This window comes from Spirosoma sp. 209, from assembly GCF_002006735.1.
GTDB classification, from domain to species: Bacteria; Bacteroidota; Bacteroidia; order Cytophagales; family Spirosomataceae; genus Spirosoma; species Spirosoma sordidisoli.
On record NZ_MVEC01000004.1, the window covers coordinates 47,309 to 61,808 of the forward strand.

Consider the following 14,500-nt stretch of genomic DNA (forward strand, 5'->3'; position numbering starts at 1 on the left):
AATTACAAAGGCCACCTCTTTATTTGAAGTAGCCTTTGTAACTAAAAACAAAATCATTTATGGAACCAGTCGTGATTACCATGTATATTTTTTGCGCAGTAGGTGACGCAAGATAGTAAGGACTCTGGTCCTCCGTCACCCAATATCCAACTTGTCTCGATTGTGTTCAGCAGAGTGGAGCCTTTCTTTTCAGGCTTAATGGTCTGCATGCGCCCTGCGATGTCGGTATACTCAACTAGCACTTCGTCGCTGGCTATATCAAAATGCTTGTGTAAAAGCATGACACCGAACCGCTCCTGCCGACCGTGCTTTTTGAGCACGTCACGGATTTCGGTCAGACAGTCGTAATCGCTGTCGTTCAAAGGCTCGACATCATGAATGTCGGTCAATTCGCTTAACTGCATAGCAGTCGCTTCCAGCATTATTTGGTTCATAGAATTGAAATTAAACATGTTGACTATTATGATTTCCGTGAACATCTTTCCAGCATCGAGTATTGCAGATGGTCATTGCAATTCTATCGCCGTCACCCAATATCCAACTTGTCTCGATTGTGTTCAGCAGAGTGGAGCCTTTCTTTTCAGGCTTAATGGTCTGCATGCGCCCTGCGATGTCGGTATACTCAACTAGCACTTCGTCGCTGGCTATATCAAAATGCTTGTGTAAAAGCATGACACCGAACCGCTCCTGCCGACCGTGCTTTTTGAGCACGTCACGGATTTCGGTCAGACAGTCGTAATCGCTGTCGTTCAAAGGCTCGACATCATGAATGTCGGTCAATTCGCTTAACTGAGTGGCAAGCATTGGCACGGATTTTTCAAGCTTTAGCGCTTCCATAAAAAAAGGATTTAAATAAAAAATTGACGAGAATTTGTTTTTTCTTTGAGTTGATATCATACGCTACTTGAGCCTTTTTAAGGTTTTACTTTTTCCCAGCACTCTACCCGTAAGATGAGAAGTAACAGCTGTTGTAACCACTGGGCCTACTATTTCTAGTAAATCACCCGCAGTTTCACCAACCTTAGTACTAACTGACATTTTGGTTTTGGTGGCATTTTCTTTTGCAGTCTGGTTATCCTCTTTGTTAATCAATGTTCTATATCTGTACTCTGTTGCACCTGCGACTGAACCTACAGCCGTGCCTATGACAGCTCCCACCTTTTTAAAAAGACTCATAGCAGTTTGAGGTTATTTGTTAATACAAGACGAATGATCGGAAATTCATGAATTTTATTGCATGTTAAGACAGCCACAAAGAATCAGCACCTTTATCTAAATTGTTGTTGTGACTCGATAATGGACTTGCCGTCATTGAAGTATGGTAACTGTCATCGTCTTTCGCCGCTACTGCCGCAAACCCGAAGCTGTCCGGCGCAAAGGTCTTAGCACTCATGGTCATCAACGCTATCGCTGTGAAAACTGTAAGCGCACTTTCCAACTCGATTACACCAGGCGGGCCTGCCAGCCAGGCATCAAAGAACAAGTTATTGATATGGCTCTTAACGGGAGCGGCATCTGGGATACAGCCCCACTGTTGCGTATCAACATGAACACAGTGATGAGCACACTTAAAAAAAAGCCCAAACCGTCGGCTCCGTAAACCCGGCCTATCTACATACTGAAGCGAGTTTACGTATTCGCTTAGAAGCTGACGAGCAGTGGCCTTACGTTCAGAAAAAGTGTAATTCACGTTGGCTTTGGTGAATCGAGGATCACGATACAGGCCAGGAGGTGGCGTTCTTGTTTGGCCGACGGACCAATGCGAGTTTCAAGCGGTTGCTGAAGCTGTTGGCCGAGTCAGACGTGACGGTAAGCCGCTGGTTCACCGATTACTGGTGGGCTTGCCATGACCTCTTGCCGACCGCTATTCACCAAGCTGGTAAAGATCAGACGCAACGCATTGAGCGGAAGCATTTAGACTTACGCACTCGAACGAAGCGGTTAGCCCGGCGAACCATCTGCTTTTCCAAATCGGTCTTGATGCATGATACAGTTATCAACCTGCTGATTAACCATCTGTTTTTTTAAGTTGAATGTTCATCTTTAAAGCATGACCTAAATTGTCATATTTACTATGTGGAATGTATTATTTTGCTGATCATATTATGATGACAAAACAGCGTGATGCATTGGTGTAATAGCAAGTGTTGTAAAAAGATGTGGACAGTGAGCGGATGGGTGAAGTAAAACCTGATCAAAAATCACCTTTTTAATATGCTTAAACCTACCTAGCCTAGGGAAGAATTTATTTCCAACTATGCATAGTGTGCTTCTTAAATCATTAAATTTGACTTTATACATCTAGCCCTTTGACCATGAATTATACGGGTAGTAAATCAGCCATTGAACAGGATTTTCAGCAGCTCAAGGTCTTTGTTAGCAACTTATTTCCAGATGCAAAAAGCCTAGTTTTAAAAGTATCACAGGGGCAGCAGCAACAGGAGTTAAACAAGTTGAAAATAGGACGAAGGCCAGAGCAGTTTTTTTTTATAGTTGACTTCACCAGCCTAACTATAGTTGAGGCCGTTGGCTTAGAAGAGGTCGGCTATAACTCTGAGAGATTTAGTTTCCGACAATATCTGGCGACTATTCCCGGGGGGAGCATGCGTCAGTTAATTACTCTACTAGGTAAACAAACCTTTATTTTATCGAATCAAACCGTAGTCAGCTTTTTAAAACCGCAATTTGTTGCAAACGTCCCAATTACATGTGCTGATGGACGGGTGATGTTAACCAAACGAACTATTTCACCTTGGCAAATCAGTGAGTCAGGCTTAATTATTGCCTATCTATCAGAGTTTATCATTCTTAAGCCATATGAGGATGAACCGATAAACCCCCGTTTTGTCCATCTTGATCCGGCCATCGAAGTAACCTTGAACCGAATGGCGGCCCGGACTTTTGCTACCCTTCCAAAGCAGGATAATTTGTTCTCACCCAAAGAAATTATTCTGATCAGACTATACGCTGAATCGAATGAAGCCAATCTGAATGCGAACGATTTGGCAGAACGAGCTGATATAACCATTAGTACTTTGCATACCTATAACAAAAGCATTTTAATGAAAGCGAAAGAGATGTTTGGCGAAACACTACCAGCAAAGACGGCTCGTGATGTAGCTATGTATTTAAAAAAATGTGGTTTGTTGGGTTAATTGGTTTGTGTAAGGCTCCCTGACAAAGTCAGGGAGCCTGCGCATTATTTAATGTGTTGACGGTTCAGAAACTTGTATTTTAAGTTTTTTACAAACTTTATTAGGAATAGCTTTATCAGTACAGCAACAACCCGCAAACGGATATATCTCACAGGCGATACATAGAGCTTCAACAATGGCATTTGCTTTTTCACTAATGCCTGGTGTTGGGTGCTGATAGGGCCGTGGTAGATAATCCGTGATAGCAACAACTGTTGAGTTTTTTTAACAGGCTTAACGACTGATCCGCCCAAAAGTAGTTTTTTATTGAGCTGTTTTGCATGATTGGCTGCTTGCTCAATCATCTTAGCGTAGTAGTATATCGTTTCAGGTATACTCAAACTTGGAGACTTCCAGTTTCCTGTAATTTCTAGAATGTCAGACTCTTTTAGATCTTCCTCAACTAAAAGTTGCTTGTAGACAGGATCTTCGAGGTACGAAAAGTAGCGCAACGGATTCTGTTCAATCGTGTTAAAAATGAATCCGGCAACAGGTTCATTGCCTTTATAGAATAGATAAACGATAGCATTAATAAGATAGGAGTTAGGCAGTGCGTTTCCAGATGCATTAGCATAGTGATGGATAAACTGATTTAGCGCGTAGTTATGTTGAATCTGCTCGCAGTAAAAGCGCCCTTCAGTGTCTGGCTGAGAAATCTGATTAGACAGCATACGATTGGATATCGGTGGATTAGCTCCGGTAGTCCAAATGGAGCGTGTTCAACTGTCTTCAAAAAATGAACTATTCCAACCTACGTATTACTGACCTAAACATCTTTTTAAGGGATATGACTTGATTGGATTTGAAATCGAGGTGTTTGCATGGGTAGGCAGAATTCGTGTTTGATAAAGAGGGGTTTGAGTTAAAATACTAAGTGTTTAAGTGACTAGCTCTTCATGTAACCCTCTCGTAAATAATTTTAGCTTTTAACTGAAATGAGATTTATTGAATATAATAAATTTATTGAGTTCTTTATGAAGAAGATAAAAGAAGAGGCGCAAAATTTTGGTATCGATAAATACCTATTCATGGGTATGTTAATTCTGATATTTTTAACTATTTTCACATTTTATGATTTCGCCGCTAATGAGAGTCTTGCAATATTATACATTATACCACTATCTGGTATTTTTTTACTAGCAAGCTTGATCTACATATGTTTTTTTGCTTTTGATTTAGTTCCATTATATAGAGCCAAAAAGTATAAGGAGTTCGTGAAAAAAGTTTCCTATTACTCCTTTCTGTGGTTCTTTGTATCATACACCATATGGACGATAATTGTGAGTGATGATAGTATAAATAACCATACTCTGCAACGCGTTAAAGACGATCTCTTTATTGGAAAATTAATTAATCTGCTTCCTGATGAAATAGCTAATAATACAAAAGAGATGATTTTTGATAAGAGTAAGCCGCAGAATCGTTATATTATTTCATTATTCTTTGTAAATAATTTAATCACTGTTATTATATTAGCAGGTAGTAGTTTTATCTTTGGTATTCATAGGAAAATTGGTGAAAGACCATCGTGGTTTCAAAGATGGATAGAAAAATTTTTACTTTGGAAGCAGCAATTCTTTAAGTGGGCAACCTATCATAAAGATAAACTGGTTCACGGTTTTATATGGCTCCTTGCAATCGCGTCTATATGGGATACCTTTACAACAATTTATTCCATTCAAATTGTCATTATCATTATTTTAGCTTCTTTGATTTTGTTTTATGTTAATATGATTGCGTTGTTGGATATATTAACTAAGCGTACCCTTACTACAGCAGCATATATGATATTCTATGTAAATATACTTTTATTCATTTTTATAGCTGTTTTTATAAGGAATACTGACAATACACAACTATCAGATAAATTGCATAATACATATTTGTCTATATATGCGCTATTAATTATTGGGGCTTTTTTTGGCGCGTTTGCTGAGCGAACAAATCAGATAAATAGAGATAAAGTAAATGAAATAATCAGGAAACAGCAAGCCGAAATCCAGGCTCTTACATATCAAATTGATCCTCACTTTTTATTTAACAGTCTTGCGTTTATATATTCAAAAAGTCAAGAATACTCTGCTGATTTGGCCGAAGCTATTTTATTGCTAAGCGAAATGATGAGATATAAATTGTCTAAAACAGATAATTATTCTTACGTGGCACTAACGGAAGAGATTGAGCACTTACAGAACTACATTCGTTTTGATGAATTGATTCATCCGAACAATCATGTAGTTTTTAAAAAATATGGATCATTTGATAATCTTAAAATTATCTCTAATTTATTGGATATTTTTGTGGAGAATGCTCTAAAGTATGGAGATGTTACGGATGAAAGTAGTCCTTTAGATATCCAATTGACAACAAATCATAACCGTATGCTTTTTCGAGTTTATAATAAAAAGCTAGCTAGGGTCGTTAGATCTCGGCCGTCAACTCTAACCGGCTTGCAGAATGCTCGAAATCGTCTTGATATGATTTACGCTGATCGTCATCAGTTATTTATACAAGATGAATCGACTTCTTATACTGTTCTACTAACAATTGACTTATAAACATATGGTTCTCAATGTAGCTGTTATTGATAATGAGCAACATGCGATAGATAGTGTGGTAAGATTAATTGAAGGATTACCCTATTTACAATTGAAGAGAACTTTTAAAGATCCACTTCTTGCTCTACAAGAAGGGAACTTGGAAAATATTGATTTAATTTTTCTAGATATTGAAATGCCAGCTTCTCCCTTTGATGGTTATGATCTTATTGAGATGTTTAATGGGCGATTTAAAATTATTGTCATGACAGCGTATGAGAAATATGCCCTTAAAGGATATGAATATGATATTGTTACATTATTACACAAGCCAATTAACCCTAAGCGCTTTATTCGGGCTGTTAATAAAGCTTGTGGACTACCAGAGCCATTATTTCAGCCTGAACGTCTATCTGAGGTTTCTTTAGCTAATAAAAATTCTACTTTTCTCAAAGTGGCAAGTCGCGGAGGAGTTTACTCGTTACGGCAAATCAATTTTTTGAATATTACATTTATACGGAGCCAATCACAAGCAATTGAAATATATTTTGCTGATAAAAGCAAAATTGTACCAGCTGGGGATATGTCACTAACTAAGTTTTACGAAGAAGAGCTTCCTCATGATATATTTATACGAGTTCATAAGAGTTATATTGTTTCAAAACGCTATATATTTGAAGTAATTGGCAACGAAATATTTATCAAACCACCTGTAATGTTGAAAGACTTCGATAAAGTTCCTATAGGCGAAACTTATAAAGAAACTTTTATGAATTTTATAAAAAATAATAATTATGGAGCATCATTGTTTTAACCAGTAATTTTCTATTCAGTCTATGCCAGCCAATCAGGTAGGAAAAAAGTGAATTTTAGCTTTTTGATAGGCTTTATGCAGTAATCATATTATCATTTTTTGATGAGATGAAAAAGGATATTTATAGTTACCTGTTAGCCTTACCAGTTAGACTCGCCTTGTGCTTTACTGTTGTCCCTAATCTCCGCACAGTATGCGGAGATTAGGGACATTTATTCTCTGCACGAGAATAAGAACTCGTATAGCGATGGCTTACTCGTCTTTCGTCTCAAGGCTTATACCCGTAATTACAGGCTTACTTTCTTTAGCAGCATCGAGCAGGTAGCGAGCATCAATGGCCCTGATTAGACGTGGTTTGTGATCCAACATATCCGTAAAAAGCGCATACAATCTATAGCCCTGTAACGTCACCTTATAGGACGATATATCAAGGTGAATGACGTTCTCGGGGCAACCTGGAACAAATTCTCCTTTAATGAGATATGCGTAATTGAAAAAAGCTCGCCGACCATCCGGCCACTCAAAACACAGATTGCGCACGGTGCTATCTGCATCGTGCAGGGCAAGGGTGTCCGATTGATTACCGGAAACTTGACCTTTTCGCTCCTCCGTCCGGTTAAAATTCGTCTTGAACTCATGGACGGGGCGCATGCTTGGGCTTCTTTCGTAGGGTGGTGGGTGTGATCGGTCGAGCCGCTAACTCCGGCTGTGGCGTTGGCCGGTTTGCGACCGGCTGGTGATGGCGCATCACCTGTTCCGCCACCTTGCGAGCGGCTTTTCTCCGTTTGACCAATTCGAGCGCCGATACCCGCTCGCCGGAGATAGAGGCTTGCGCCAATAACGCGTCTTTGTCATCCGTATAGAGGTGGACGCTCTCTTTCGCCCGCGAAACCGACACGTAGAACTGATTCAGATTGGTCGCTCCAAACGTGCTGGCTGGTTGCGCAATAAACACCGCATCCACCGTCTTGCCCTGCGCGGCATGAGACGTGATGCAATGCGCGTGGGCTAAATGCCCAAAGTCGCTTGGCAGCCGGTAGCGGGCCTTGCTGATGCGATTGAGTAAGTCCACCGTCCCGTCCGGCTGGATCGCCAGCACCTCCAGCATCTGCCCGTTATTGACCCGTCTGCCCTTGGCATCAAACCCGTTGCGGGTTATGCGGATTGCATCACCGATTGCCAGGTCCAGCGTTGTCGGGTTAAACACGTCGAATGGCGGGTTATCGCTCAACGGCAACTGCCTGACCGTCCCGCTGGTGTCCATAACCTCGACTTGCGTCTCTGTCACTGAGGATACCTGCCAGCGCGATCCGCGCGGGAGGCCCGGCGCGTGTTGGTTCAGCTGGATCATCTGCCCGATCTTGACATTGCGGCCATCGCTTTTTTCAGCAGCGGTCAGATTGGTGTTGACCAGTTGGGCAACCGGCGTATCAATTTCGCCGATCCGTCCGAGTTCGCGCAAACGTTTTCGAATGGCCTGGGTGGTGCGGTTGCCTTCTTTATGCGTGGGCGAGATGACCAGCGCCCGTTTGCCTTTCGTAAAGGCTGCTACGTAATCAGCGGCCAGTTCGGCACAGGGATCAAGCGGGTGGATCGGCTTGATGGCCCCCATCTGGTCGAGCAGGGTGAACGCTTCGCTGGCTTTGCCGTCCGCTAGCGCCTGCACTGCCTGACGATAAACCGGATCGCGCTGCCGAAAGATCCGGCTAACCTCCGCCGACGGGATGCCGGCCACCGTGTTCAAGATGCGCAACGCGTCGCCCCGCAGGACGCTGGTGTGCTGCCGCGTGTCCCCGCTCAGGACCAGCCGGGCGTTTTGGTCGGTTGCCAGCTTGAGAAGGGCGGTCATGTCCCGGGTGTTCAACAAGCCCGCTTCATCGACCCACAGAACGCCGTTCGTCAGCGCATCCTGTAGGGGTGAAGCGGTGAGGAGTTTGGCGACTGTCTCGGCGTCGGCAAACCCTTCTTCCTTCAAAACGCCCCGCGCGGCCTGGGCGGTGGGAGCGACCATCGTCACATGGGAGCCCGTTGCTTTAATCAAGCGCACGGCCTCCTTCATGAGCGTGGTCTTGCCCGTTCCCGCCCGGCCTCTGATGATGGAGACGCGGTTGGCCGTGGTGAGTATATGCCGCACAGCTTCGAACTGGTCACCTTCCAGGTCGATTGGAGGGGCAGCGGTGTAGAGCGGCTGCAACTGCCCTTGGCCGGTTTGGGCAAGAGTGACCATGTGTTTTTCTTCGGCCAGGACCGCTTTGGTGGTGCACAGGGTTTTGCCGCTGTCGGTAACGCGTATGATCCGTTTATCCCCGGTGAAGCTGTCCGTAATGTGCGTAACCGTCGTGGCTGGATGCCCGATGGCTTGCCGGTAGGCGGTTTCCAGGATGCGCCGGTCGTGCATGACGGAGGCCCGCTCGAATCGCATGGACAGCGCATACTCGACGCATTGGGCGGGAGAGGGGGCAGGGGGTGGCGTAATGGGTGCAAATCGGATGGGCTGGTCACCTTCGTCTTTGTCCCGCATCCCCAGCGCCAAAATCTGCTGGCGCCATTCGGCTTTGAGCTGGTCCATGCGCAAGCCTTTTTGTTTCTTGGCGCGGGTTCTGGCCCCCAGCCCGTCCAGTTCAGACGCGGAGGTGAGGCCAAGTTCTTTGGCTATCCGTCCGATTTCATCCGTCCGCTTGGAAAATAAATCGATGACATGTTTCGGCACACCGACTACCTCGAAGGCGGTTGGCGTGCGCCGGATGCGATAACCAAGTGCGATGAGCCTGTCCGACAAAATCTTGTGAAACCGGGCCTGGTAATAGGGCATGTCCCGCTTGATGTCGCGAAACTGCCCCGCCTTGAATTGCTGTTCCACGGCGTCCCAGGTCACGTTGAAGACGAAGCAATGACTGTGCAGATGCGGGTCCGGCACTGTGCCGTCAACGGGCCGGGCGGTTTGGTGCAGAAAATCGGCCCAGATCAACGCGCCGGTTGTTCGGTCTTCATCCTGGTTCAGCTTTCTGACCCGCGTCTGGGCGTCAGCCTCGATATCTTGCATCGTTTGATCGACGCTTTGCTGAAACGCATCCTGAATGTGCGTATCGTCAGTCAGCGCCTGGAGAATGGAAACGGATTTCGGGCAATGAAAATTGATGTCATAGCCGACGGTACGGTTCGCAACGGTTCGCAACGTCAAACTGTGACCGGTGAGGGGATGAACGTTTTCAGCTAGAGTTTGAAAGATGGCTTTGGTGGCGGGTCCTGCCACGCCGAGACGGGCCGCTATTTTGCCCTGAAATCGGCCAGGGTGTTCCTGCCCGTTTACATAGTAATCGGATCGCTGCAATGACTCGTTGAAGTACTCTTTAGCCTGCGTTGCCGACCTGCTTTGCACCATGCGTATCATGCCAAGCAGTATGCCCTATAAGTGCCGAATCCTGGGTTGTTGATCCGGCCCGTTAACGCTCATAGCTCCATGATAAAGAGGGGTGCTTAGCCTCCTATCCATGACGAATGGGTTTGAAGAGGTAATCAACTGAAATTAGTATTCGGTCGATTCAGTCAGCAGAGAAACTTGTAGTTTAGCGCCTGTCAGCGAATGAATTACCCCTTCCACCCATTTACGATAAGGCCATGCCACACCGCCTTCGTATCGCCACGTTTAACTGCGAGAACTTGTTCAGCCGGCCGAAGATTTTTGAGCAACCAGCGGCTAAATCGAAGGAGTTGCTAGGGTACGTTGCCGAATTGCAGGAGGCTCTAAAAAACGATGTGTTCGACAAACCGCGCATCAACGAGCTTGAGAAGAAACTCAAAGGCTTTGCCACCGTTAACGATTTGCGGGGTAAGCATGATTCCAATACGGTCATTGGCGCAAAGGAATGGCTGGGCGGGGTTGAGTTGACGCGAACCGGTTTTTCCGATACGGCCGTCGAGAATACGGCGCGGGTGATTGCCGATGTAGATGCGGATGTTATGTGCCTGATTGAGGTTGAAGATCGTAACCTGCTGCAAAAATTCCATGATGGGTTGCTGTACAAAGACTTTCTGGAGCCAGCAGGCAAACAGGGGTACAAGTATGTTTACCTCATCGATGGGAACGATCCACGGGGCATCGACGTCGCTTTTCTGTCCCGCATACCCGTCACGTCTTTTTGCAGCCATATCCACGAAACAACGCTCTACAACGGCGATAACGTGAAGACCTTCTCGCGGGACTGCCTGGAAGTTGAATTAGAGGCCCCTGACGGCAAACCGCTCCACCTGAAGATTAATCACTTCAAATCGATGGGCTACAGCCCGGCCAACGACCCCCAAAGCGTCAGACGCCGGTTGGGCCAGGCTCAGCGTGTAGCGGACCTGCTGGGCCGCCATGACCTTAGAAACGAGTATGTGATTGTGGCAGGTGATCTGAACTCCGACCCAACTAGCCCCTCCATGGAACCATTAGTGAATAAGCCGCATCTGTATAATACGCTTCTGGAGCTACCGGCTACGCAACGAGGAACATACGGCACCGGGAAGAAACAACTGGATTATGTATTGATATCGGATGCCTTGAAGAACCACCTGCAAGCTGTCCGTTTGGAACGGCGCGGGATGTACACAAAAACCAAATGGATGCCTTATCCGACAGTAATCAATGGTCGGACCCAGGCATCTGATCATGCCGCCGTGATTACTGAGTTCCTGTTACCGTAAAAATATGGAAATGGCTACCCGTTAATGAAAACCCATCAGACATCTTCCCTAAACTATGATCGATCAAATCAATCGTACCTCAAAATTGGTCCATAATTCTCAAATCTAAATTCCCATTTTTGGGGCAAATGTTAATTTAAAACTTGGTAAAACTAGAAATTAATACTGCACTATATCGAGGTTTAAGACTTTAATCATCTATTATACTTACTATTTTGGTCGTTGTGAAATAGGATACTTGTTCAGAAAATCAATAATATTTTCTCTAAACGGATATTTGGACCAGTTCCAAAAGTCATTTATTTCCAATTCTTCGCATATAATTTTTCTAATTAACTGACTTTGGATACTCTTATTTATGGTGAAAACATAATATGCATTATCGAACTCGTAATAAATATATGATTGGTTCTTGAATTTTCTGAGGTCATGGATCTTGAAAATTTCTTCATAACGAAAATTTCGCTTTAATATTTCGCCAATATTTACATTCATTGGAACAATATGTATATGTGCATGATTAATACAAGCCGTGATGCAATTTATTTCAGAGCACAATTTGTTAATTGAGCCATGTTCAAAAACTACAAAGTTCGTATTAGGTGTAATATACTTTGAAATTTTCTTTTTTACTGTCTCTATAAAACTTTGAAGCTCGTCGTATTTTTTCAATTCGCTTATATACGACATATTTGGAACATGAGCTTTAGAATTGATAAGAGTATAGCCCTCAATAAATTGGCCAAGTGCAGGCTTCGCATAGAAATTATCTGATATATCGACAATTGTGTCTTCAGAATTTCTATGCAAATGAGGATTTGCTAATATATCACAGAATAAGCACACCTTATTTGTAGATAATTTGTTTTAAATAATCATCAGATTGTTGCTGCTTCCAAACCGTACCAGGGAGAGATCTTTCTACATTGTTGGAGTCTAAGAGGACATTACGACCTAAATTATTGACCTCACCAATTATCGTCATTTTAAAGCCACGTTTGTTGAATTCCTCTAAGCACCTGTCTCTATTTTCCTGTGATATTGTAAAAAGAAGTTCAAAATCTACAGAAGCACTTATCGCTATTTGAATAGGATCAATTTGTAGAAAATCAGCGAGTTTAATTGTAGAATTTTCAATTGGTATTTTGTCTGAATATACAGAAAATGTTTTTCCGCTTAGTTCTGACATCTGCTCAATTGTTGCTTTAAGCCCATCTGAAACATCTTGACATGCATTTGCAAGCTGCAAACTACTAAGCAATATTCCTTCATATATTCTTGGGGTTGGTCTTTTCCAAGACGACAATATTCTTTCTTCTTCTTCCTCTTGTAAGCTAAATCCTGTTTTTTTTACTTCCTTAAAATACGTCAGTGCAGTTATAGGGAGTCCCACAGTACCTGTTACACATAATAAATCACCATCTTGAACATTTTTTCTCAGCAATGCTTCTGAGGTTTTAACTCTCCCAAAAGCAGTTGCCACAAAGACATCTGCTTTGTGTCCACCAATATCACCTCCAATAATTTGGGTATTATATTCGTCAGCAGCTAACTTCATTCCCTCGAATACATTTCTAAAATCTTTATCGTCCATATCTGCATATCTAATTACAGTAGTTAAGCCGATAGGTTCAGCTCCCATAGAAGCTAGATCGCTTAGGTTAGCAGTGATTAGGTAGTATCCTACATCAAAATAATTAAGTAGGCCCAATTCAAAAAGATAAAATCCTGATCCTCTCACAAAATCACTTGATATCGCTAATGAATGAGTATCAGAGATTTTTATCAAAGCGCAGTCATCCATGCTTTCAACTGCCACTGGCACATCCGAATTCTGATCATAATCGAGAACATTTTTTATAATGCTAAATAAAAAATGCTCATCTGAAATTTTGTTTTTCATATCACATCCTTCTGTTTATTGTCATAGATTAAACCAAAAATATTTGCGACACGGGCAAGCAAGAATGCAAGAACAGTATTTACATACGCAGGTACAGCCAACTGGAAGTTATTTGATAGTGTATAGTTAAAAAGTAAAAGTAAACCGATAAAAGGTGAAGAACACAACACAATGTATAATTCTTTATTCAGATCAATTCCAAATAATCTAAGCCTTAGTAGCCTACCTTGCATGCGAGATAATAAGCCTTCATTTTCATTGTATCTAGACCTAATTATTGAAAATAGTTGAGATAATTCATGGTAAAATCCAAAAGATATTCTATGTGATGTAGAGTCTTTTTGGGTATTGTAGTTGGTACACTCCCAAACTTTGCTAAGTACCCTTTTGCCTAATTTACCCTTTAAATAATACAAATCTGTAGGGTGGCTTAATGCTAAAGCTTCAATTAAAATTAGGTCGCTATATAATCTATAATACCTAGTTCTGCCGTTATCGTTAAAGTCAATATTAATAGGATTTGTAAATGAAGTTGGGTTGAGTGCTACTGTACTAAAAATTGTTTTCAAGCATTTTGATATATTTTTATAAAATTTATTAAAATCATTGGTCGCTAAATTGGAATTACCATTGAGAATAATCTGTATAGAATTGTACACATATAACTGCTCAAAAATGTTGGTTAGCTTAGAAGCGTGTAATTTTAAATAATTCATGGCTTGAATGGTATTTTGTGAAGTTGGAGAATACAATAAGTAAGCCCTAAGAACTAGAGCTGTAGTAATTATATTTCCCTGTAAATTGTTACTTTTTCCCTCGCATAATACGCCATATGACCCATCATTTAGTTGAGCATCTGTTAGATATTTGCCTAATATCTTTGTCTCTTCATTTAATTCAGTATATTGCCTGCAAGCTTCATAAGCAAAACATATTTTAGAAACTACATTTCTTAGTTCATAGATATTTGATTTATCACTATCAGATTTATCATTAGCATCGGCTTTGATGTTTTTCAAATCATACTCTAATGACTTATTAATCCACAATTTGAATTTATCGATACACTGATTCCTCAGACTTCCTATCCTGTAGTCATAAGAAGTCTTATTGAGAAAAAGAAAGATTGACATACCATATATTCCAAATTGTGGATCTTTCACGCCATCAGAGTCCAAAAATTGGCCGACATAGTTTTGTTTGTTTTTTGCCCTTAAATCAGCGTAATCAGCGAAAATTCTGTTCATTCTATCTACACTATCTCTATTAATATTTTCCAGTTCCATACGAGTTCAAATGTGAGTTCACTAAAAATGCATACATGCTCTGAACTTATCTATTATTACATAATAATATGAATAATATA

The 14,500-nt window shown here is 42.2% G+C and carries 15 protein-coding genes; 6 read left to right on the top strand and 9 right to left on the bottom strand.

Annotation, left to right across the window (positions count from 1 at the left end; translation table 11 throughout):
• Positions 1-53: 53 nt before the first annotated feature.
• The 3 genes from B1C80_RS08010 to B1C80_RS08020 form a co-directional block, all read right to left on the bottom strand.
• Positions 54-434, bottom strand: coding sequence for a hypothetical protein (locus tag B1C80_RS08010; protein ID WP_139361614.1), 381 nt, complete (start codon positions 432-434; stop codon positions 54-56).
• Between the two features lie 10 nt (positions 435-444).
• On the bottom strand, positions 445-837 hold the full coding sequence (locus B1C80_RS08015) for a hypothetical protein (protein WP_077920566.1): 393 nt from the start codon (positions 835-837) through the stop codon (positions 445-447).
• Positions 838-900: 63 nt separating this feature from the next.
• Positions 901-1,176, bottom strand: a complete 276-nt coding sequence (locus B1C80_RS08020) for a hypothetical protein (RefSeq protein WP_077920567.1) — start codon at positions 1,174-1,176, stop codon at positions 901-903.
• Positions 1,177-1,318: 142 nt separating this feature from the next.
• Between B1C80_RS08020 and B1C80_RS08025 the strand changes: the two genes are divergently transcribed.
• The 3 genes from B1C80_RS08025 to B1C80_RS08035 all read left to right on the top strand — a co-directional run bounded on the left by B1C80_RS08025 (position 1,319) and on the right by B1C80_RS08035 (position 3,155).
• The gene (locus B1C80_RS08025) at positions 1,319-1,600 is read left to right on the top strand and encodes an IS1-like element transposase (RefSeq protein ID WP_077920568.1); all 282 of its coding nucleotides are present in this window, start codon (positions 1,319-1,321) and stop codon (positions 1,598-1,600) included.
• A 104-nt stretch (positions 1,601-1,704) separates the two neighbouring features.
• Positions 1,705-2,028 carry an IS1 family transposase gene (locus B1C80_RS28970; protein ID WP_077920569.1) on the top strand — a complete coding sequence of 108 codons (324 nt, stop codon included), beginning with the start codon at positions 1,705-1,707 and terminating at the stop codon, positions 2,026-2,028.
• Between the two features lie 287 nt (positions 2,029-2,315).
• Positions 2,316-3,155 carry a hypothetical protein gene (locus tag B1C80_RS08035; protein ID WP_077920570.1) on the top strand — a complete coding sequence of 280 codons (840 nt, stop codon included), beginning with the start codon at positions 2,316-2,318 and terminating at the stop codon, positions 3,153-3,155.
• A gap of 44 nt (positions 3,156-3,199) precedes the next feature.
• Here the strand turns inward: B1C80_RS08035 and B1C80_RS08040 are convergent, their stop codons facing one another.
• On the bottom strand, positions 3,200-3,865 hold the full coding sequence (locus tag B1C80_RS08040) for a hypothetical protein (protein ID WP_077920571.1): 666 nt from the start codon (positions 3,863-3,865) through the stop codon (positions 3,200-3,202).
• Between the two features lie 303 nt (positions 3,866-4,168).
• On the opposite strand from B1C80_RS08040, the gene B1C80_RS08045 reads away from it, so the two are divergent.
• Positions 4,169-5,752, top strand: a complete 1,584-nt coding sequence (locus tag B1C80_RS08045) for a sensor histidine kinase (RefSeq protein WP_161492737.1) — start codon at positions 4,169-4,171, stop codon at positions 5,750-5,752.
• A gap of 4 nt (positions 5,753-5,756) precedes the next feature.
• Positions 5,757-6,545: a LytTR family DNA-binding domain-containing protein gene (locus B1C80_RS08050; RefSeq protein WP_077920573.1), complete on the top strand. Its 789-nt coding sequence runs from the start codon at positions 5,757-5,759 to the stop codon at positions 6,543-6,545.
• A gap of 252 nt (positions 6,546-6,797) precedes the next feature.
• Here B1C80_RS08050 and B1C80_RS08055 read toward each other — a convergent pair whose 3' ends face one another.
• Positions 6,798-7,196 carry a hypothetical protein gene (locus B1C80_RS08055; RefSeq protein WP_077920574.1) on the bottom strand — a complete coding sequence of 133 codons (399 nt, stop codon included), beginning with the start codon at positions 7,194-7,196 and terminating at the stop codon, positions 6,798-6,800.
• Complete coding sequence (gene mobF, locus B1C80_RS08060) at positions 7,180-9,936, bottom strand: MobF family relaxase (RefSeq protein ID WP_236648682.1); 2,757 nt, start codon at positions 9,934-9,936, stop codon at positions 7,180-7,182. Before mobF ends, B1C80_RS08055 begins: the two co-directional genes overlap by 17 nt.
• Positions 9,937-10,163: 227 nt before the next feature.
• On the opposite strand from mobF, the gene B1C80_RS08065 reads away from it, so the two are divergent.
• On the top strand, positions 10,164-11,231 hold the full coding sequence (locus B1C80_RS08065) for an endonuclease/exonuclease/phosphatase family protein (RefSeq protein ID WP_077920576.1): 1,068 nt from the start codon (positions 10,164-10,166) through the stop codon (positions 11,229-11,231).
• 210 nt (positions 11,232-11,441) lie between these two features.
• On the opposite strand, the gene B1C80_RS28975 is transcribed toward B1C80_RS08065, so the two are convergent.
• The 3 genes from B1C80_RS28975 to B1C80_RS08080 are packed head-to-tail and all read right to left on the bottom strand — an operon-like array spanning position 11,442 to position 14,420.
• Positions 11,442-12,077, bottom strand: coding sequence for a hypothetical protein (locus B1C80_RS28975; protein ID WP_077920577.1), 636 nt, complete (start codon positions 12,075-12,077; stop codon positions 11,442-11,444).
• Between the two features lies 1 nt (position 12,078).
• The gene (thiL, locus tag B1C80_RS08075) at positions 12,079-13,134 is read right to left on the bottom strand and encodes a thiamine-phosphate kinase (protein WP_077920578.1); all 1,056 of its coding nucleotides are present in this window, start codon (positions 13,132-13,134) and stop codon (positions 12,079-12,081) included.
• Complete coding sequence (locus B1C80_RS08080) at positions 13,131-14,420, bottom strand: hypothetical protein (RefSeq protein WP_139361615.1); 1,290 nt, start codon at positions 14,418-14,420, stop codon at positions 13,131-13,133. Before B1C80_RS08080 ends, thiL begins: the two co-directional genes overlap by 4 nt.
• Positions 14,421-14,500: the final 80 nt, after the last annotated feature.

Bases quoted from the DNA above. Each gene is read 5' to 3' on its own strand.
- B1C80_RS08040 (WP_077920571.1), bottom strand. From the start codon at position 3,865: ATGCTGTCTAATCAGATTTCTCAGCCAGACACTGAAGGGCGCTTTTAC.
- thiL (WP_077920578.1), bottom strand. From the start codon at position 13,134: ATGAAAAACAAAATTTCAGATGAGCATTTTTTATTTAGCATTATAAAA.
- B1C80_RS08010 (WP_139361614.1), bottom strand. From the start codon at position 434: ATGAACCAAATAATGCTGGAAGCGACTGCTATGCAGTTAAGCGAATTG.
- B1C80_RS08015 (WP_077920566.1), bottom strand. From the start codon at position 837: ATGGAAGCGCTAAAGCTTGAAAAATCCGTGCCAATGCTTGCCACTCAG.
- B1C80_RS08035 (WP_077920570.1), top strand. From the start codon at position 2,316: ATGAATTATACGGGTAGTAAATCAGCCATTGAACAGGATTTTCAGCAG.
- B1C80_RS08065 (WP_077920576.1), top strand. From the start codon at position 10,164: ATGCCACACCGCCTTCGTATCGCCACGTTTAACTGCGAGAACTTGTTC.
- B1C80_RS08080 (WP_139361615.1), bottom strand. From the start codon at position 14,420: ATGGAACTGGAAAATATTAATAGAGATAGTGTAGATAGAATGAACAGA.
- B1C80_RS08055 (WP_077920574.1), bottom strand. From the start codon at position 7,196: ATGCGCCCCGTCCATGAGTTCAAGACGAATTTTAACCGGACGGAGGAG.
- B1C80_RS08020 (WP_077920567.1), bottom strand. From the start codon at position 1,176: ATGAGTCTTTTTAAAAAGGTGGGAGCTGTCATAGGCACGGCTGTAGGT.
- B1C80_RS08025 (WP_077920568.1), top strand. From the start codon at position 1,319: ATGGTAACTGTCATCGTCTTTCGCCGCTACTGCCGCAAACCCGAAGCT.
- mobF (WP_236648682.1), bottom strand. From the start codon at position 9,936: ATGATACGCATGGTGCAAAGCAGGTCGGCAACGCAGGCTAAAGAGTAC.
- B1C80_RS08050 (WP_077920573.1), top strand. From the start codon at position 5,757: ATGGTTCTCAATGTAGCTGTTATTGATAATGAGCAACATGCGATAGAT.
- B1C80_RS08045 (WP_161492737.1), top strand. From the start codon at position 4,169: ATGAAGAAGATAAAAGAAGAGGCGCAAAATTTTGGTATCGATAAATAC.